18 protein-coding genes are annotated in these 16,374 nt (G+C 60.6%); 15 read left to right on the top strand and 3 right to left on the bottom strand.

Going from position 1 to position 16,374, the window contains the following annotated elements; genetic code table 11:
• Positions 1-101 precede the first annotated feature (101 nt).
• Positions 102-557, bottom strand: a complete 456-nt coding sequence (locus HGP31_RS27690) for a MaoC family dehydratase (RefSeq protein ID WP_168758994.1) — start codon at positions 555-557, stop codon at positions 102-104.
• Positions 558-751: 194 nt separating this feature from the next.
• Here HGP31_RS27690 and HGP31_RS27685 point away from each other — a divergent pair, with 194 nt between their 5' ends.
• From HGP31_RS27685 to HGP31_RS27675, 3 genes are read left to right on the top strand one after another with little or no spacing between them, the layout of a single operon-like run.
• Positions 752-1,114 carry a CidA/LrgA family protein gene (locus HGP31_RS27685; protein WP_033045411.1) on the top strand — a complete coding sequence of 121 codons (363 nt, stop codon included), beginning with the start codon at positions 752-754 and terminating at the stop codon, positions 1,112-1,114.
• Positions 1,111-1,827: an LrgB family protein gene (locus HGP31_RS27680; RefSeq protein WP_008065952.1), complete on the top strand. Its 717-nt coding sequence runs from the start codon at positions 1,111-1,113 to the stop codon at positions 1,825-1,827. Before HGP31_RS27685 ends, HGP31_RS27680 begins: the two co-directional genes overlap by 4 nt.
• Before the next feature lie 11 nt (positions 1,828-1,838).
• The gene (locus tag HGP31_RS27675) at positions 1,839-2,429 is read left to right on the top strand and encodes an LON peptidase substrate-binding domain-containing protein (protein WP_020798765.1); all 591 of its coding nucleotides are present in this window, start codon (positions 1,839-1,841) and stop codon (positions 2,427-2,429) included.
• A 93-nt stretch (positions 2,430-2,522) separates the two neighbouring features.
• On the opposite strand, the gene HGP31_RS27670 is transcribed toward HGP31_RS27675, so the two are convergent.
• Together HGP31_RS27670 and HGP31_RS27665 are read right to left on the bottom strand one after the other, a co-directional pair.
• Positions 2,523-3,839 carry a bifunctional DedA family/phosphatase PAP2 family protein gene (locus tag HGP31_RS27670; RefSeq protein WP_168758993.1) on the bottom strand — a complete coding sequence of 439 codons (1,317 nt, stop codon included), beginning with the start codon at positions 3,837-3,839 and terminating at the stop codon, positions 2,523-2,525.
• A gap of 159 nt (positions 3,840-3,998) precedes the next feature.
• Complete coding sequence (locus HGP31_RS27665) at positions 3,999-4,694, bottom strand: DNA-3-methyladenine glycosylase (protein ID WP_020798763.1); 696 nt, start codon at positions 4,692-4,694, stop codon at positions 3,999-4,001.
• A gap of 189 nt (positions 4,695-4,883) precedes the next feature.
• Between HGP31_RS27665 and HGP31_RS27660 the strand changes: the two genes are divergently transcribed.
• The 12 genes from HGP31_RS27660 to lipA all read left to right on the top strand — a co-directional run bounded on the left by HGP31_RS27660 (position 4,884) and on the right by lipA (position 16,341).
• Positions 4,884-6,155: a glutamate-5-semialdehyde dehydrogenase gene (locus HGP31_RS27660; protein ID WP_020798762.1), complete on the top strand. Its 1,272-nt coding sequence runs from the start codon at positions 4,884-4,886 to the stop codon at positions 6,153-6,155.
• Positions 6,124-6,846: a nicotinate-nucleotide adenylyltransferase gene (gene nadD / locus HGP31_RS27655; protein ID WP_033044782.1), complete on the top strand. Its 723-nt coding sequence runs from the start codon at positions 6,124-6,126 to the stop codon at positions 6,844-6,846. Before HGP31_RS27660 ends, nadD begins: the two co-directional genes overlap by 32 nt.
• A 73-nt stretch (positions 6,847-6,919) precedes the next feature.
• A complete protein-coding gene (gene rsfS / locus HGP31_RS27650; protein ID WP_020798760.1) occupies positions 6,920-7,414 on the top strand; it encodes a ribosome silencing factor in 495 nt (164 codons plus the stop codon).
• A 9-nt stretch (positions 7,415-7,423) separates the two neighbouring features.
• The gene (gene rlmH / locus HGP31_RS27645; RefSeq protein ID WP_007937439.1) at positions 7,424-7,891 is read left to right on the top strand and encodes a 23S rRNA (pseudouridine(1915)-N(3))-methyltransferase RlmH; all 468 of its coding nucleotides are present in this window, start codon (positions 7,424-7,426) and stop codon (positions 7,889-7,891) included.
• Positions 7,892-7,901: 10 nt separating this feature from the next.
• Positions 7,902-9,797 carry a penicillin-binding protein 2 gene (gene mrdA, locus HGP31_RS27640; protein WP_020798759.1) on the top strand — a complete coding sequence of 632 codons (1,896 nt, stop codon included), beginning with the start codon at positions 7,902-7,904 and terminating at the stop codon, positions 9,795-9,797.
• Positions 9,798-9,828: 31 nt separating this feature from the next.
• Positions 9,829-10,932: a rod shape-determining protein RodA gene (gene rodA, locus HGP31_RS27635; protein WP_050511646.1), complete on the top strand. Its 1,104-nt coding sequence runs from the start codon at positions 9,829-9,831 to the stop codon at positions 10,930-10,932.
• A 17-nt stretch (positions 10,933-10,949) separates the two neighbouring features.
• Positions 10,950-11,960 carry a lytic murein transglycosylase B gene (gene mltB, locus HGP31_RS27630; protein ID WP_020798757.1) on the top strand — a complete coding sequence of 337 codons (1,011 nt, stop codon included), beginning with the start codon at positions 10,950-10,952 and terminating at the stop codon, positions 11,958-11,960.
• Positions 11,960-12,970: a septal ring lytic transglycosylase RlpA family protein gene (locus tag HGP31_RS27625; protein ID WP_033044785.1), complete on the top strand. Its 1,011-nt coding sequence runs from the start codon at positions 11,960-11,962 to the stop codon at positions 12,968-12,970. Before mltB ends, HGP31_RS27625 begins: the two co-directional genes overlap by 1 nt.
• 183 nt (positions 12,971-13,153) lie before the next feature.
• A complete protein-coding gene (locus HGP31_RS27620) occupies positions 13,154-14,311 on the top strand; it encodes a D-alanyl-D-alanine carboxypeptidase family protein (protein ID WP_020798755.1) in 1,158 nt (385 codons plus the stop codon).
• 83 nt (positions 14,312-14,394) lie between these two features.
• Positions 14,395-14,670 carry a DUF493 domain-containing protein gene (locus tag HGP31_RS27615; RefSeq protein ID WP_020798754.1) on the top strand — a complete coding sequence of 92 codons (276 nt, stop codon included), beginning with the start codon at positions 14,395-14,397 and terminating at the stop codon, positions 14,668-14,670.
• Positions 14,670-15,317: a lipoyl(octanoyl) transferase LipB gene (lipB, locus tag HGP31_RS27610; protein WP_020798753.1), complete on the top strand. Its 648-nt coding sequence runs from the start codon at positions 14,670-14,672 to the stop codon at positions 15,315-15,317. Before HGP31_RS27615 ends, lipB begins: the two co-directional genes overlap by 1 nt.
• 25 nt (positions 15,318-15,342) lie before the next feature.
• Positions 15,343-16,341 carry a lipoyl synthase gene (gene lipA, locus HGP31_RS27605; RefSeq protein WP_162276382.1) on the top strand — a complete coding sequence of 333 codons (999 nt, stop codon included), beginning with the start codon at positions 15,343-15,345 and terminating at the stop codon, positions 16,339-16,341.
• Positions 16,342-16,374 lie beyond the last annotated feature (33 nt).

Below are 16,374 nucleotides of genomic sequence, written 5' to 3'. Positions count from 1 at the left end.
GGCAATTAGGCGACCGAGTATGCCGCAGCCATGTGTCCATATACAGCCGGTAGAAAAGCATCTGGTGCGAAACAGCGTGCGCTGCTTCGCACCGGCAGGGCTTACACGAAGCAGAGTGACAGGGATTCGGCGACGTACGCCGGTTTCTCCATGCCTTCGATTTCCAGTGTGGCGATGGCCTTGAGCAGCAATTGGCCGGGTTTTTTCTCGGTGACCTCGGACAGTTCGACCTTGAGGCGCACCTTCGAGTCGACCTTGACCGGCTGAATGAAACGCACGCTATCCAGGCCGTAGTTGACCACCATCTTCAAGCCTTCGGGCATGACGAGGATGTCTTCCATCAATTTTGGAATCAGCGACAGCGAAAGGAAACCATGGGCGATGGTGCTGCCAAATGGCGTTTGCGCGGCTTTGGCCGGGTCGACATGGATGAACTGGAAGTCCCCTGTGGCTTCGGCGAACAGGTTGATGCGTTCCTGATCGATGGTGAGCCATTCGGAACATCCAAGTTCCTTGCCGACATAATCTTTGAGCTCTGCAACAGGTACAAAGGGCATTGAGACTCTCCTTGGGTTCATCGGTTTTATAGTTTTTAGGTGGGGGGATTTGACCTCCCGGATTACCACTTTAGATCACCATGGCAAAACGCTGCGGTCAACTGACCATGCTTATGGCGAATGCCGATCCATAGCGCAAGCGTGCTTATAATGCGTCGGCCAATGCGGGTGACGGATTTTGCGGGGGATCATTGATGTTGTTACGTGGCCTGACCTGGCTGGTGCTGTTCCAATTGCTCGGTACCGCGACCAACCATTTGTTTTTACCCTTCCTGCCGGGGCCGATTATCGGTCTGCTGCTGTTACTGATATTTCTCATCGGTCGTGGCCAGGTCGGCGAGCCGTTGAACCTTGCAGCCAGCAGCCTGCTGCGCTACCTGCCGTTACTGCTGGTGCCACCGGCGGTGGGGGTGATGGTGTACGCCGCGGACATCGCCGCCGATTTCTGGGCGATTGTCGGCGCGCTGGTGTTGTCATTGTTGCTGTCGATGGCGTTCGCCGGAGTCCTCATGCAGCGCATGGTCAAGCGCCATGTTCATCCTGAGGACGGCCAATGATCCTTGACTGGCACGGCGCCTGGACGTCAGTGATTCATCATCCGTTGTTTGGTATCGGCATCACGCTCGGTGCCTATCAGCTGGTACTGGCAGCGTTCGAGAAAACCCGCTGGATCTTTTTGCAGCCCGTGCTGGTCTCCATGTTGCTGGTGATCGGTGTGCTGGTGGGCTGCGGCCTGACCTACGCCGAGTACCGCAAGAGCACTGAGATCCTGAGTATTCTGCTCGGCCCCGCGACGGTCGCGCTGGCGGTGCCGCTTTACCTCAATCTGCGGCGGATTCGACAGTTGTTCTGGCCGATATTTACTACGCTGGTGATAGGTGGTGTGGTCGCCACATGCATGGGGGTGCTGTTGGGCTGGTGGTTCGGGGCCGAACACATGATCCTGATGACCATGGCGCCGAAATCGGTAACATCGCCTATCGCCATGCTGGTGGCCGAGCAGATTGGTGGTGTCGCCGCGCTGGCGGCGGTGTTCGTTTTGATCACCGGAGTGATCGGGGCTATCTTCGGTCCGAGTCTGTTGACCCGGCTCGGTGTCCACAGTCCAGAGGCTCGCGGCATGGCACTGGGCATGACCGCCCACGCGGTGGGCACTGCGGTAGCGATGCAGGAAAGTGACGAATGCGGCGCCTTCGCGGCGCTGGCGATGAGTTTGATGGGCGTGGCCACGGCGGTATTCCTGCCGTTGGCGGTGTCGATGGTGGTGTAAGGAATATGTCTATGAGTCTGCCGCTTTTTCCGCTGAACACGGTGTTGTTTCCTGGTTGCATCCTCGACCTGCAGATCTTCGAGGCGCGTTACCTGGACATGATCGGTCGCTGCATGAAACAGGGCGGCGGCTTTGGCGTGGTGTGCATCCTTGAGGGAAGTGAAGTCGGTATCGCGCCGCAGGGCTTTGCCATGGTCGGTTGTGAAGCGCGTATCACCGATTTTCAGCAGCAGGACAACGGCCTGCTGGGTATTCGGGTCGAGGGCGGGCGACGGTTCAAAGTGTTGTCTACCGAAGTCCAGCGCGACCAACTGATCCTGGCCGAGGTCGAATGGCTGGAAGACGAGCCCGAGCAACCCCTGCAGGACGAAGATGCCGACCTGGTGGCCTTGCTCAAGGCCCTGGCCGAACACCCGATGGTCGAAGCGCTGAACATGGGTACCGAAGCGGCGGGCCAGCAATCACTGGCCAACCAGTTGGCGTACCTGTTGCCCTTCGCCGAAGAGGACAAGATCGATCTGTTGCAACTCGATGATCCGCAGCAGCGGCTGGATGCGATTCAGGCGTTGCTGGATGAGTTGCAGGGCGAGTTGTTCGCCTGACGCGGCCAAAAGATCGCAGCCTGCGGCAGCTCCTACATGAATTTGGTATGCATTCTGTAGGAGCTGCCGCAGGCTGCGATCTTTTGCTTTTGGCTAATACGCGTACCGCAACATCGTATGTGGCAAATGCCTCAATATGAAGAACCCGAACAATGCCACCAGTGACGGCAGCACCAGCCACCAGACTTTTGGCGGCATGGCGTTCAGCGAGGTCTGGCGCTGGCTGAGCCACAGGCTCGCGGCGCAGACGCACGATGCCAGCATCGCTCCTGCCAGCACATCTGTCGGCCAGTGTGCGCCGAGGTAAACCCGCGACAGGGAAATTGCCAGCGCCGGCAGGCACGCCACCAACAGCCAGGTCAGGCGCATGCGCGGGGGTTGTCCGCGGCCGGCCAGTACGGCGAGGGTCAGGAACAGCGCGAATGACCCGGAGGCGTGGCCGCTGGGCATGCTGTAGCTGGTCAGCGGGTCGCTCAATACTTCGGGGCGCAGGCGGGCAAAGAAGTGTTTGGTCAGGGTGTTGCCCAGGGCGGTGCAAAGCAGGGTGGTGGTGGCGAAGATCAGCTGGCGCCATTGCCGTGTAACCAGCAGCAGCACCACCAGCAAGGCGCTGAAGATCAGCATGTTGCGGAATTCGCCGATGAGGGTGAAGACCACCGCCACTTCATCGAGCATCGGGCTGCGGTGTTCCTGCACCAGGGTCATCACGCCTTGGTCGAGGGCATTCAGATGCGGATAGCCGATAAACAGGCCCGCCAGAATCAGCAAGCTCATGCCGGCAATGAACACCGTGGCCTTGCGATGGCGGCGCAGGCTGCTGGTGGCGCTAAGCCCGATCATGAGTGTAATGCTGCCGGCGACGATGCCGGCTTCAGGCCAGAAGCCTTCGGGCAGTGGCAGGCGAATCGCCGCGCCCGTAGCCCATCCCGGTAGCAGGTACGCCACCGACCAGCCCGCACCGGCTAGCAGGCTGACCGCAAAGAACCGTGGGAACGGCATGTCGAACATCCCGGCGACCATCGGCAACATGGGGCGCAAGGGGCCGATGAAGCGTCCGACCAGCAGGCTGGCGATGCCATAGCGCTGGAAATACGCCTCGGCCCCGGCGATCCATTCCGGGTGATGACGCAAGCCGGGCAGGCGCCGGATGTTCTGATGGAAGTGTCGGCCGAGGAAATACGAGACCACGTCGCCCAGCACGCCGGCGAGAAACCCCAGCAGCAGCGTTTCACTCAGCGACAGCGCGCCGCTGCCGGCCAGTACCGCCACGGCGAACAGCAATACCGTGCCCGGCACGATCAGGCCGGCAATCGCCAGGCATTCAACAAAGGCCACGATGAATACCGCTGCCGCCAACCATTGCGGGTTGACCGTCAACCAACCGGTCACGCTATCGAGCCATGGGCCCATAAAAACAACTCCATTGAATTCAAGTGGCCCTTGGCGGGCGAACAAAATCTACACAACACCACAAACCTCTGTAGGAGCTGCCGCAGGCTGCGATCTTTTGATCTTGACCCTTTAAAAGCAAAAGATCGCAGCCTGCGGCAGCTCCTACAGGGACCGGGCTCACAGCAGGATGTAGTCGCGACCTTCGACCTGGCCCCGCCGCAGCGGGTTCCGCGTGCAATAGGCGGCATAGGCCGCGTCAACGAAGCGGTACATCAGGTGGTCGTCGCGCCCATGGGGAATGCCCAGGCGCGTGGCCTGGATAACATGGGCGGGCGTCTGGCCGACGTCTTCCACCAGCAGCACCTCATGGTCGAAGCGCTTGGCGTCCCAGACCGGCACTTTCAGGCCCAGGGCCTTGCACAGCAGCGTTTGCCCCGCGCAAAGCTTTTGCGACGGGCGAGGGCGGCCCTGGGCGTCGGGGTTGTTCAGCAGCATCTGCGCCAGGCTCGAAGGTCCGCTCAGTTCATCGACCCAAGGGTAGGCGGACTTGATCAGCACTGCGTTACCCGGGCCCTGGGCGCTGAAGTTCAGCGAGTCACCTCCGCGGGCGTAATACATATAGATGTGCCCGCCATCCAGAAATAAAGCCTTACGCTTTTCCGTATAGCCGAGGGAGGCGTGGCTGCCTTTTTCTGCGCAATAGTAGGCTTCTGTCTCGATGATCCGCGCGCTGAGCCACAGATCACCGACCCGATGACGAATGACTTTGCCCAGCAAGTCGCGGGCGAGAATTTGCGCGTCGCGGTCGAAAAACGCGTCTGGGAGGCCCTTGGGCAGGCTCGCGGAGGACACATGAACAGGCAAGTTGGACATGGTGGGCAGCGTTTATCAAGGCTGAGTGAGTCGTGATGATAACAATTTGCTGCTTAATCCCGGCTGAACGTCGGCAAATTGCCCTCGATTTCGACCATCCGCCCGTCACCGCTGTTAGTCGGCGGACGCGACAGCTATAATCTGCCGCTTTACTCTTTACCAAGACCTAATCAAAGACCACTCCAGACCATGACTGAGTCCGTTCTTGACTACATGACCCGTTTGGGTCGCGCCGCCCGCGAGGCTTCCCGCGTCATCGGCCGTGCCAGTACCGCGCAGAAGAACCGCGCGTTGCAGGCCGCTGCCAATGCGCTGGATGCTGCCCGCGGCGAATTGACCGCTGCCAATGAGCTGGACTTGGCGGCTGGCCGCGCCAATGGTCTGGAACCGGCCCTGCTCGAGCGCCTGGCGCTGACCCCGGCGCGAATCGACGGCATGATCGTGGGTCTGCGACAGGTCGCGGCGCTGCCCGACCCGGTCGGTGCGATCCGCGATATGAGCTATCGTCCGTCGGGTATCCAGGTGGGCAAGATGCGCGTGCCGCTGGGCGTGATCGGGATCATCTACGAATCGCGACCGAACGTGACCATCGATGCCGCCAGCCTGTGCCTGAAGTCCGGCAACGCGACCATCCTGCGCGGCGGCTCCGAAGCCATTCATTCCAATCGTGCCATCGCCGCCTGCATCCAGCGCGGCCTGGCCGAGGCCGATCTGCCGGCCGCCGTGGTGCAAGTGGTCGAAACCACCGATCGCGCTGCCGTCGGCGCGCTGATCAGCATGCCTGAGTTCGTCGACGTCATCGTGCCCCGTGGTGGCCGTGGCCTGATCGAGCGCGTCAGTCGTGACGCTCGAGTGCCGGTGATCAAGCATCTGGACGGTATCTGCCACGTCTACGTGGGCGAGCACGCCGATCTGGCGAAGGCCCAGCGCATCGCATTCAACGCCAAAACCTACCGTTATGGCATCTGTGGTGCTATGGAAACGCTGCTGGTCGATCAAACCGTTGCGAAAGATTTCTTACCGGCGATGGCTGCCCAGTTCCGCGAAAAAGGCGTCGAACTGCGCGGCTGCGAACGCTCCCGGGCAATCATCGATGCCCTGCCGGCCACGCAAGAGGACTGGAGCACCGAGTATCTGGCGCCTATCCTGTCGATCCGCGTGGTCGATGGGCTTGACCAGGCCATCGAGCACATTAACCATTACGGATCCCATCACACCGATTCGATTGTCAGCGAACACCAGGGCGACACCCGGCGTTTCGTGGCTGAAGTCGATTCTTCGTCGGTGATGATCAACACCCCGACCTGCTTCGCCGATGGCTTTGAATACGGATTGGGTGCCGAGATCGGCATTTCTACTGATAAGCTGCACGCCCGCGGCCCGGTCGGTCTCGAAGGTTTGACCTGCGAGAAGTACGTGGTAGTGGGTGATGGCCAGTTGCGCGGACAGGAGCCGGCCTGACTTGGGCGACTTCGACCCGTCAGCCCCGGTAACCGCCAGCGCGCCTCGACCCAGACGCATCGGTGTACTGGGCGGGACCTTCGACCCGGTGCACATCGGCCATTTGCGTGGTGCGCTGGAAGTCGCCGAAACCCTGGCGCTCGATGAACTGCGCCTGACGCCAAATGCGCGGCCGCCCCACCGGGGTACGCCGCAGGTATCGGCCAAGGACCGGCTGGCGATGGTCAAGTGCGCGGTAGCCGGAGTGGCACCGTTGGTGGTAGACGCCCGCGAATTGCAGCGGGACAAGCCGTCCTACACCATTGATACCCTGGAGTCGATGCGCGCCGAAATGCCCGCCGAGACCCAGGTTTTTCTGCTTTTGGGTTGGGACGCATTTTGCGGCCTGCCCACTTGGCACCGCTGGGAAGAGTTGCTCCAGCATTGCCATATCCTGGTGTTGCAACGCCCGGATGCCGACAGCGAACCGCCGGATGCCTTGCGCAACCTGCTGGCAGCGCGCTCGGTGAGCGACCCGCTGGCCCTCAAAGGGTCGAGCGGACAGATTGCATTCGTCTGGCAGACGCCGCTCGCGGTATCCGCCACCCAGATCCGTCAACTGCTGGCCAGCGGTAAGTCGGTACGTTTCCTGGTGCCCGACGCGGTCCTGGCCTACATCGATGCGCACGGGCTTTACCGTGCGTCGAACTGAATAGGAGTGCCTCAAGGCACGTGGCAACAACGTGTATTGAAGCGCCCGAACATACGAGCAAAACGAGTTTTATATGACGAACAACGACGTAAACAAAGTTAAGCGTAAAGGCACGTTCAAGAGCGCCCCGCTGCCTGAGAAGGTCCTGGCAGCCGAGCCGCCAAAAGGCGACGAGCTGGTCAAGATCGCCGTCGCTGCCCTGGAAGACGTCAAGGCCCAGGACGTGCTGGTCATCGACGTTCGCGACAAGCAGAGCATCACCGACTACATGATCATCGCCACCGGTACCTCCAACCGCCAGATCGGCGCGATGCTGGACAAGGTCCGCGAAGCGGTCAAGGCCCTGGGCATCAAGCCACTGGGTGAAGAAGGCAAGGGTGACAGCGACTGGGTCCTGTTGGACATGGACGACGTGATCGTCCACATGATGACCTCCAATGCCCGCCAGTTCTACGACCTGGAGCGCTTGTGGAAAGGTGCCGAGCAGAGCCGTGCCGCCGATGGCAAACACCACAGCCCTGAAGTTGGTCACGAGCATTTCACCAAGCTCAACAAAGACCAGGAATAAGGAACGGCTGTGCGACTGCGACTGATCGCCGTCGGTTCACGCATGCCCAAATGGGTGGAAGAAGGCTGGCATGAATATGCCAAGCGTCTTCCGTCCGAGCTGGCGCTGGAACTGGTGGAAATACCGCTCAATACCCGTGGCAAGAACGCCGACGTGGCACGCTTCATCCGTCAGGAAGGCGAAGCCATGCTGGCCAAGGTCGGGCCCAATGAGCGCGTTGTCACCCTCGAAGTCCACGGCAAGCCCTGGAGCACCGAGCAGCTGGCGGTCGAGCTCGATCGCTGGCGGCTGGATTCGCGCACGGTAAATTTCATGGTCGGCGGTCCTGAGGGGTTGGCGCCGGAAGTCTGCGCCCGTGCCGATCAGCGCTGGTCGCTATCACCGCTGACGTTGCCGCACCCGCTGGTGCGAATCCTGATCGGCGAGCAGCTGTATCGTGCCTGGACAGTGTTGTCCGGTCACCCTTACCACAAGTAGTTCTGCCCTCATGTCCCAACCGATCCGCATCAAGGACCACGAAAAAGACGCCCGTCTGGTGCGTGGCCGCGTCGTGTTCGGGGCTATTGCGGTGGTGCTGCTGATTGGTGTGCTGATTGCGCGCCTGTATTTCCTGCAGGTCATCCAGTACGAATACCACTCGACCCTGTCGGAAAACAACCGCGTCCATGTGCAGCCGATTCCGCCGACTCGCGGGTTGATTTTCGACCGCAACGGCGTAGTGATTGCCGACAACCGACCCAGCTTCAGCCTGAGCATGACCCGCGAGCGCTCCGGCGACTGGCAGCAAGTGCTCGATGTAATCGTCGAGGTGCTGGAGCTGACGCCCGAGGACCGGGTGATTTTCGAGAAGCGCATGCGCCAGGGGCGACGGCCGTTCGAGCCGGTGCCGATCCTGTTTGAATTGACCGAAGAACAGATCGCCCGCATTGCCGTGAACCAGTTCCGCCTGCCCGGGGTGGAAGTGGTCGCGCAGCTGGTCCGTCACTATCCGCAGGGGGCGCACTTTGCGCACTCGGTGGGGTACATGGGACGGATCAACGAGAAAGAGTTGAAGTCGCTTGATCCGGTCAATTACAGCGGCACTCACCACATCGGTAAAACCGGCATCGAGCGTTTCTACGAGCCGCAATTGCATGGCCAGGTGGGTTACGAGGAAGTCGAGACCAACGCTCGCGGCCGTGTGTTGCGAGTGCTCAAGCGCACCGAACCGATTTCCGGCAAGGACATCGTCCTGAGCCTGGACATCAAGCTGCAGGAAGCCGCCGAAGCTGCACTCGGTGGTCGTCGTGGCGCGGTAGTGGCACTGGATCCGAAAACCGGCGAAGTGCTGGCGATGGTCAGCCAGCCGAGTTTCGACCCGAACCTGTTCGTCACCGGCATCAGTTTCAAGGCCTATTCCGAGCTGCGCGACTCCATCGACCGACCGCTGTTCAACCGTGTCCTGCGTGGCCTGTACCCGCCGGGCTCGACCATCAAGCCGGCCGTTGCGATCGCGGGGCTGGATGCGGGTGTGGTGACTGCTTCATCGCGGGTGTTCGACCCGGGTTACTACATGCTGCCCAACTACGACCACAAATACCGCAACTGGAACCGTACCGGCGACGGCTTCGTCGACCTCGATACGGCAATCATGCGTTCCAACGATACGTACTTCTATGACCTGGCCCACAAGCTGGGGATCGATCGGTTGTCGGCGTACATGACCAAGTTCGGCATTGGCCAGAAAGTCTCCCTGGACATGTTCGAAGAATCGCCAGGGCTGATGCCGACCCGCGAATGGAAGCGTGCGACCCGCCGACAAGCGTGGTTCCCGGGTGAAACGTTGATTCTGGGGATCGGGCAGGGCTACATGCAGTCGACGCCATTGCAGTTGGCCCAGGCCACGGCACTGGTGGCCAACAAAGGCGTATGGAACCGTCCGCACCTGGCCAAGACCATCGAAGGCGAGAAGCCGGTGGATGAGAACCCGATGCCGGACATCATCCTGCGTGACCCGGCGGACTGGACGCGGGTCAACCATGGCATGCAACAGGTCATGCACGGTGCCCGGGGCACCGCGCGCAAGGCCTCGATCGGCGCGCAATACCGGATTGCCGGCAAGAGTGGTACGGCCCAGGTGGTGGCGATCAAGCAGGGCGAGAAGTACGACCGATCCAAGGTCCAGGAACGTCATCGCGACCACGCCCTGTTCGTTGGCTTCGCGCCGGCCGACGATCCGAAGATCGTGGTCTCGGTGATGGTCGAGAACGGTGAGTCCGGCTCCGGCGTGGCCGCGCCGGTGGTGCGTCAAATCATGGACGCCTGGTTGCTGGACCAGAACGGTCATCTCAAGGCCGAATACGCCAGCCCTACTACCGCAGAGGCTACCGCCCGTGATGAATAATTTCGATCGCATGCTCTCCAGCGAGGATGTGATGCGCCGCCGTGCCACGCTGTTGCAGCGCCTGCACATCGATGGACCGTTGCTGATCCTGTTGCTGACCCTCGCCGCCGGCAGCCTGTTCGTGCTGTATTCGGCCAGTGGCAAAAGCTGGGACCTGCTGGCCAAGCAAGCCACTTCGTTCGGTATCGGCCTGGTGTCGATGATCGTCATCGCCCAGTTCGAGCCGCGATTCATGGCGCGGTGGGTGCCGCTGGGTTATGTGGTCGGGGTGATGTTGTTGCTGGTGGTGGACATCATGGGGCATAACGCCATGGGGGCCACACGCTGGATCAACATTCCAGGGGTGGTGCGCTTCCAGCCTTCGGAATTCATGAAGATCCTCATGCCGGCGACCATCGCCTGGTATCTGTCCAAGCGCACGCTGCCGCCGCAGCTCAAGCACGTGGGTGTCAGCCTGATGCTGATTGGCGTGCCGTTCATCCTGATCGTGCGCCAGCCCGATCTCGGCACGTCGCTGCTGATCCTGGCGGGCGGCGCTTTCGTTCTGTTCATGGGCGGCTTGCGCTGGCGCTGGATTCTCAGTGTGCTGGCCGCCGCCGTGCCCGTGGCGATCGCCATGTGGTTCTTCATCATGCATGACTACCAGAAGCAGCGAATCCTGACGTTCCTCGATCCCGAAAGTGATCCGCTGGGGACCGGCTGGAACATCATTCAGTCCAAGGCCGCGATCGGTTCCGGCGGCGTGTTCGGCAAGGGCTGGTTGCTGGGCACCCAGTCACACCTGGATTTCCTGCCGGAAAGCCACACCGACTTCATTATTGCGGTGCTGGGCGAAGAGTTCGGCCTGGTGGGCATTTGCGCGCTGTTGCTGATCTACCTGCTGTTGATCGGTCGCGGGCTGGTGATCACCGCCCAGGCGCAGACATTGTTCGGCAAATTGCTGGCAGGCGCCTTGACCATGACATTTTTTGTGTATGTTTTCGTCAACATCGGTATGGTCAGCGGCCTGTTGCCGGTGGTGGGGGTGCCGTTGCCGTTCATTAGCTACGGAGGAACTTCGCTGGTGACGCTGCTGTCAGCGTTTGGGGTTTTGATGTCGATCCATACCCATCGCAAGTGGATCGCGCAGGTTTGAATAAGGTGAAGAGTTCAATGCAAGTAATGCGTGGCTGGGCGACTCGATACGCGCCATGGGTCGGCCTGGTAAGCATCCTTGGTACTGCGCAGCAGGCGGTGGCAGGCGATTACGAAGGCTCGCCCCAAGTGGCCGAGTTCGTTGGTGAGATGACTCGCGACTATGGCTTCGCCGGTGAGCAATTGATGGGCGTGTTCCGCGAGGCGCAGCGCAAGCAATCGATCCTGGACGCCATTTCGAAACCCGCCGAGCGGGTCAAGCAATGGAACGAATACCGGCCGATGTTCATCACCGATGCGCGTATTGCCCGTGGCGTTGATTTCTGGCGTCAGCATGAGGCAGTGCTGGCCCGTGCCGAACAGGAATACGGCGTACCGGCGCAGGTCATTGTCTCGATTATTGGCGTTGAAACGTTTTTTGGCCGTAACACCGGAAATTTCCGGGTCATCGACGCGTTGTCGACCCTCGGTTTCGACTATCCTCCCCGTGCCGAATTTTTCCGCAAGGAATTGCGTGAATTCCTGTTGCTGGCCCGGGAAGAGCAGGTCGACCCGCTGACCCTCAAGGGTTCCTACGCCGGTGCCATGGGCCTGCCGCAGTTCATGCCCAGCAGCTTTCGCGCCTATGCGGTGGACTTCGACAGTGACGGCCACATCAATATCTGGAACAACCCGGACGATGCCATCGGCAGCGTTGCCAGTTATTTCAAGCGACACGGCTGGGTCGCCGGCGAACCGGTGGTCAGCCGCGCCGATGTGCGCGGCGAACAGGTGGACGAAGGTTTGACCACCGGTATCGAGCCGACTAAAACCGTTGGAGAGTTGCGGGCCCTGGGCTGGTCAAGTCATGATGCGCTGCGCGATGATATGCCGGTTACCGCCTTCCGCCTGGAAGGCGACAATGGCCCTGAATACTGGATGGGCCTGAAGAATTTCTACGCGATCACGCGTTATAACCGCAGCGTGATGTACGCCATGGCCGTACATCAACTGTCTGAACAGCTGGTCCAAGCACGGGGCGTCAAGTAATGCGGGCATTGCCTATGAATAAACCCCTGAAGCTGATGGCATTTGCCGCGTTGGCTATGCTGGTTGCCAGTTGTTCCACCAGTCGTGCGCCAACGCAGAAGTCGTCCACCGCCGTACGCTCGGCGCCGGGGCTGGACATCAACCGTGCCCACAAGGATGGCGCGCCATGGTGGGACGTCGACGTTTCACGCATCCCGGACGCCACGCCAACCCTGCACACCGGCCCGTACAAGGCCGCCCCTTACTCGGTACTGGGCAAAACCTATTTTCCGTTGCAAGAGTCCAAGACGTACGTGCAGTCGGGTACGGCGTCCTGGTACGGCACCAAGTTCCATGGCCAGAACACCGCAAACGGCGAAGTCTATGACCTGTACGGCATGAGCGCCGCACACAAGACCTTGCCGTTGCCGAGTTACGTCCGGGTGACCAACCTGGACAACAACAGGACTGTGATCCTGCGGGTCAATGACCGCGGCCCGTTCTATTCGGACCGGATCATCGACCTGTCGTACGCCGCCGCCAAGAAGCTCGGCTACGCCGAAACCGGCACCGCGCGGGTCAAGGTCGAAGGCATCGACCCGCAGCAATGGTGGGCTGCCAAGGGCCGTCCGGCGCCTTTAATGCTCAACGAACCGCAAGTCGCGCAGAATAACGCCCCGGTCATTACGGCTTCGGCCGGCACCATCGAGCAATGGACACCTCCGCCGCAGCAGCACGCCGCCGCAGTCGTCCCTGTTCAACTTGCCGATGCAAAAAAAAACGCTTCTGCACCAGCGTCTGGCCAGTATCTGCAGGTGGGCGCGTTCGCCAACCCGGACGCTGCCGAGTTGCTGAGGTCCAAGCTCAGCGGGATGGTGAAAACTCCGGTGTTCATCAGCTCGATCGTGCGCAATCAACAGACACTGCATCGAGTGCGCCTGGGGCCGATCGGTTCGCCGGGTGAAATCCAGCAAGTGCAGAACAGCGTGCGCCTGGCCAACCTGGGTTCGCCCAGCGTTGTGACGGAGTAATACGTAGAACTTGATTGACGGTTCATCTGCGGTTTTGGGGGGTGGACCAGGTTGTTGGCTCTATGAAGAACAAAAGCCCGGCAAGGGTTACAGAGTGAGCAGCTGAATACGCGATGACTCGTTAGAAAGTCATCTGATTAGTTTTGCCTTCGGGCAGTTTCCATTAGCGATTTCGAGAGACGGATGAACATCACCACCTTTGCCAAACGCCTGTGCCTTCTAGTCCCGCTGCTCCTCTCGCCTGCCGCATTCGCGGTCGAGATGATGCCGTCGCCACCGCAACTGGCCGCCAAGGCCTACGTGCTCATGGACGCCAGCAGCGGCAACGTGCTGGTCGAGAACAATGGTGACCAGCGTCTGCCGCCAGCCAGCCTGACCAAGCTGATGACCGCGTACATCGCGACCCTCGAAATCCGTCGTGGCCAGATCGGTGAAAACGATCCGGTGACCGTCAGCGAAAATGCCTGGCGTACCGGCGGTTCGCGGATGTTCATCAAGGTCGGCTCGCAAGTGACCGTCAGCGACCTGCTGCACGGCATCATCATCCAGTCGGGTAACGATGCCAGCGTTGCACTGGCCGAACACATCGCCGGCAGCGAAGACGCGTTTGCCGACATGATGAACAAGACCGTGGCCGACCTGGGCATGACCAACAGCCACTTCATGAACCCGACCGGCCTGCCGAACCCGGAACACTACTCGTCGGCTCACGACATGGCAGTGCTGGCCCGCGCGATCATTCACGAAGACCCGGCTCACTACGCGATCTACTCGCAGAAAGAGTTCTTCTGGAACGGCATCAAGCAACCGAACCGCAACCTGTTGCTGTGGCGCGACAAGACTGTCGATGGCCTGAAAACCGGCCACACCGACGAAGCCGGCTACTGCATGGTGTCTTCGGCCGTGCGTGACGGCATGCGCCTGATCGCCGTGGTGTTCGGCACCAACAGCGAAGTGGCTCGCGCCGCCGAGACCCAGAAACTGCTGACCTACGGTTTCCGTTTCTTCGAAACCCAGACCTTCTATCAGAAAGGTGCCGAGCTGGCCCAGGCGCCTGTCTGGAAGGGTTCCACCAATCAAGTCAAGGCCGGCCTGGCTGAAGACCTGACCATGACCCTGCCGAAAGGCCAGCTGAAAAAGCTCGCCGCCAGCATGACCATGAACCCGCAACTGGTTGCGCCAATCGCCAAGGGCGACGTGATCGGTAAAGTCGAAGTCAAGCTGGAAGACAAGGTGGTGCACAGCGCCGACCTGATCGCTCTGGATGGCGTCGAAGAGGGTGGTATCTTCCGTCGCATGTGGGATAGCATCCGTCTATTCTTCTACGGCTTGTTCAACTGATAGTGTGCTCCTGCAAGGTCTCGTGCTGATCCGGCGCGGGGCCTTGTCGTCGCCACGGCTTACGCTTACGAGGCCGTTACGCCATGACCGATACCGAAGTAAAGGCGCCTAAGATCGAATTCCCCAACGTTGATTACCCGGTTAAGGTGATCAGCGATACCGGTGTGGGCAACAAAGACAAGATCATTGCGATCGTCAAGAAGCATGCGACGATCAACCATGACCGTGTGGATGAACGCCAGAGCACCAACGGCAAATACACCACGATCCAGTTGCACATCGTTGCGACCGACCAGGACCAGCTGTACAACATCAACAGCGAACTGCGGGCCACCGGTTTCGTGCACATGGTGCTGTGATGTCCGGCACGCTGGGCTTTCGCGAACTTGGCCAGATGGCTTACGAGCCGGTCTGGCATGCCATGCAACGCTTTACCAACGAACGTGGCAGCGATGCCGCCGACGAGATCTGGTTGGTCGAGCACCCGCCAGTCTTCACCCAGGGCCAGGCCGGCAAGGCCGAGCACTTGCTGGTGCCGGGAGATATCCCGGTGGTGCAGGTTGATCGCGGTGGCCAGGTGACGTATCACGGCCCCGGGCAGTTGGTGGCCTACCTGTTGCTGGATGTGCGCAAGCTGGGGTTCGGCGTGCGTGACCTGGTGACTCGCATGGAGTCATGCCTCATTGAGTTGCTCGCCAGCTACGGTGTGACGGCGGCGGCCAAGCCCGATGCACCGGGCGTGTACGTCAATGGCGCGAAAATCGCCTCCCTGGGTCTGCGGATCCGCCACGGTTGTTCCTTTCATGGGCTGGCCCTGAACGTGGACATGGACCTGGAACCGTTTCGACGGATTAATCCCTGCGGCTACGCCGGGCTGGCGATGACCCAGCTGAGCGATCACGCAGGATCGATTGAATTTGCCGAGGTAAGTGCCCGGCTGCGCGCGCAGCTCGTCAAACACCTCGACTATGCTGAGCAGACGACCCTCACGGGCGGAATCGACTGATATGACTACTGATGCAGTGCAAACCATGATCCCGACGCTCGATGTCACTGAGCGCCCGGCCCCGCGTCCCAAGGTTGAAGCCGGCGTCAAGCTGCGCGGCGCCGAGAAGGTTGCACGCATCCCGGTAAAGATCATTCCGACCACCGAGCTGCCGAAGAAGCCTGACTGGATTCGTGTGCGTATTCCGGTCTCACCGGAAGTCGACCGTATCAAGGCGTTGCTGCGCAAACACAAGTTGCACAGTGTGTGCGAAGAAGCCTCCTGCCCGAACTTGGGCGAGTGCTTCTCCGGCGGAACCGCGACCTTCATGATCATGGGTGACATCTGCACCCGTCGTTGCCCGTTCTGTGACGTTGGCCACGGCCGTCCGAAGCCACTGGACGTCAACGAGCCGGAAAGCCTGGCCATCGCCATTGCCGACCTGAAACTGAAATATGTGGTAATCACCTCGGTAGACCGCGACGACCTGCGTGACGGCGGTGCCCAGCACTTTGCCGATTGCATCCGCGAGATCCGCAAGCTGTCGCCGAACGTGCAGCTCGAAACCCTGGTCCCGGACTACCGTGGCCGCATGGACATCGCCCTGGAAATCACCGCCGCCGAGCCACCGGATGTGTTCAACCACAACCTGGAGACCGTGCCGCGCCTGTACAAGGCCGCGCGCCCGGGTTCGGACTACCAGTGGTCGCTGACCCTGCTGCAACGCTTCAAGCAGATGATGCCGCATATCCCAACCAAATCCGGTTTGATGCTGGGTTTGGGTGAAACGGATGAAGAAGTCATCGAAGTCATGAAGCGCATGCGCGAGCACGACATCGACATGCTGACCCTGGGTCAATACCTGCAACCGTCGCGCAGCCACTTGCCGGTGCAGCGTTTCGTGCACCCGGACACCTTTGCCTGGTTCGCCGAGGAAGGTTACAAGATGGGCTTCAAGAACGTTGCTTCCGGCCCGCTGGTACGCTCTTCCTACCACGCCGACGAGCAGGCCAAGCTGGTCAAGGCCGAGTTGATGTCGTCCTGATTCGGTCATGAAAAACAGCCCGCAACGTTCAAT

The organism is Pseudomonas umsongensis (assembly GCF_012647205.1).
Classification (GTDB): Bacteria; Pseudomonadota; Gammaproteobacteria; order Pseudomonadales; family Pseudomonadaceae; genus Aquipseudomonas; species Aquipseudomonas umsongensis.
The sequence above is the reverse complement of the archived record's forward strand: the minus strand, read 5'-3'. Positions and strand labels throughout refer to the sequence as shown.

Excerpts from the sequence above, each read along its gene's own strand:
- HGP31_RS27690 (WP_168758994.1), bottom strand. The coding sequence starts at position 557 with ATGCCCTTTGTACCTGTTGCAGAGCTCAAAGATTATGTCGGCAAGGAA.
- HGP31_RS27685 (WP_033045411.1), top strand. The coding sequence starts at position 752 with ATGTTGTTACGTGGCCTGACCTGGCTGGTGCTGTTCCAATTGCTCGGT.
- HGP31_RS27680 (WP_008065952.1), top strand. The coding sequence starts at position 1,111 with ATGATCCTTGACTGGCACGGCGCCTGGACGTCAGTGATTCATCATCCG.
- HGP31_RS27675 (WP_020798765.1), top strand. The coding sequence starts at position 1,839 with ATGAGTCTGCCGCTTTTTCCGCTGAACACGGTGTTGTTTCCTGGTTGC.
- HGP31_RS27670 (WP_168758993.1), bottom strand. The coding sequence starts at position 3,839 with ATGGGCCCATGGCTCGATAGCGTGACCGGTTGGTTGACGGTCAACCCG.
- HGP31_RS27665 (WP_020798763.1), bottom strand. The coding sequence starts at position 4,694 with ATGTCCAACTTGCCTGTTCATGTGTCCTCCGCGAGCCTGCCCAAGGGC.
- HGP31_RS27660 (WP_020798762.1), top strand. The coding sequence starts at position 4,884 with ATGACTGAGTCCGTTCTTGACTACATGACCCGTTTGGGTCGCGCCGCC.
- nadD (WP_033044782.1), top strand. The coding sequence starts at position 6,124 with ATGGCCAGTTGCGCGGACAGGAGCCGGCCTGACTTGGGCGACTTCGAC.
- rsfS (WP_020798760.1), top strand. The coding sequence starts at position 6,920 with ATGACGAACAACGACGTAAACAAAGTTAAGCGTAAAGGCACGTTCAAG.
- mrdA (WP_020798759.1), top strand. The coding sequence starts at position 7,902 with ATGTCCCAACCGATCCGCATCAAGGACCACGAAAAAGACGCCCGTCTG.
- rodA (WP_050511646.1), top strand. The coding sequence starts at position 9,829 with ATGCGCCGCCGTGCCACGCTGTTGCAGCGCCTGCACATCGATGGACCG.
- mltB (WP_020798757.1), top strand. The coding sequence starts at position 10,950 with ATGCAAGTAATGCGTGGCTGGGCGACTCGATACGCGCCATGGGTCGGC.
- HGP31_RS27625 (WP_033044785.1), top strand. The coding sequence starts at position 11,960 with ATGCGGGCATTGCCTATGAATAAACCCCTGAAGCTGATGGCATTTGCC.
- HGP31_RS27620 (WP_020798755.1), top strand. The coding sequence starts at position 13,154 with ATGAACATCACCACCTTTGCCAAACGCCTGTGCCTTCTAGTCCCGCTG.
- HGP31_RS27615 (WP_020798754.1), top strand. The coding sequence starts at position 14,395 with ATGACCGATACCGAAGTAAAGGCGCCTAAGATCGAATTCCCCAACGTT.
- lipB (WP_020798753.1), top strand. The coding sequence starts at position 14,670 with ATGTCCGGCACGCTGGGCTTTCGCGAACTTGGCCAGATGGCTTACGAG.
- lipA (WP_162276382.1), top strand. The coding sequence starts at position 15,343 with ATGATCCCGACGCTCGATGTCACTGAGCGCCCGGCCCCGCGTCCCAAG.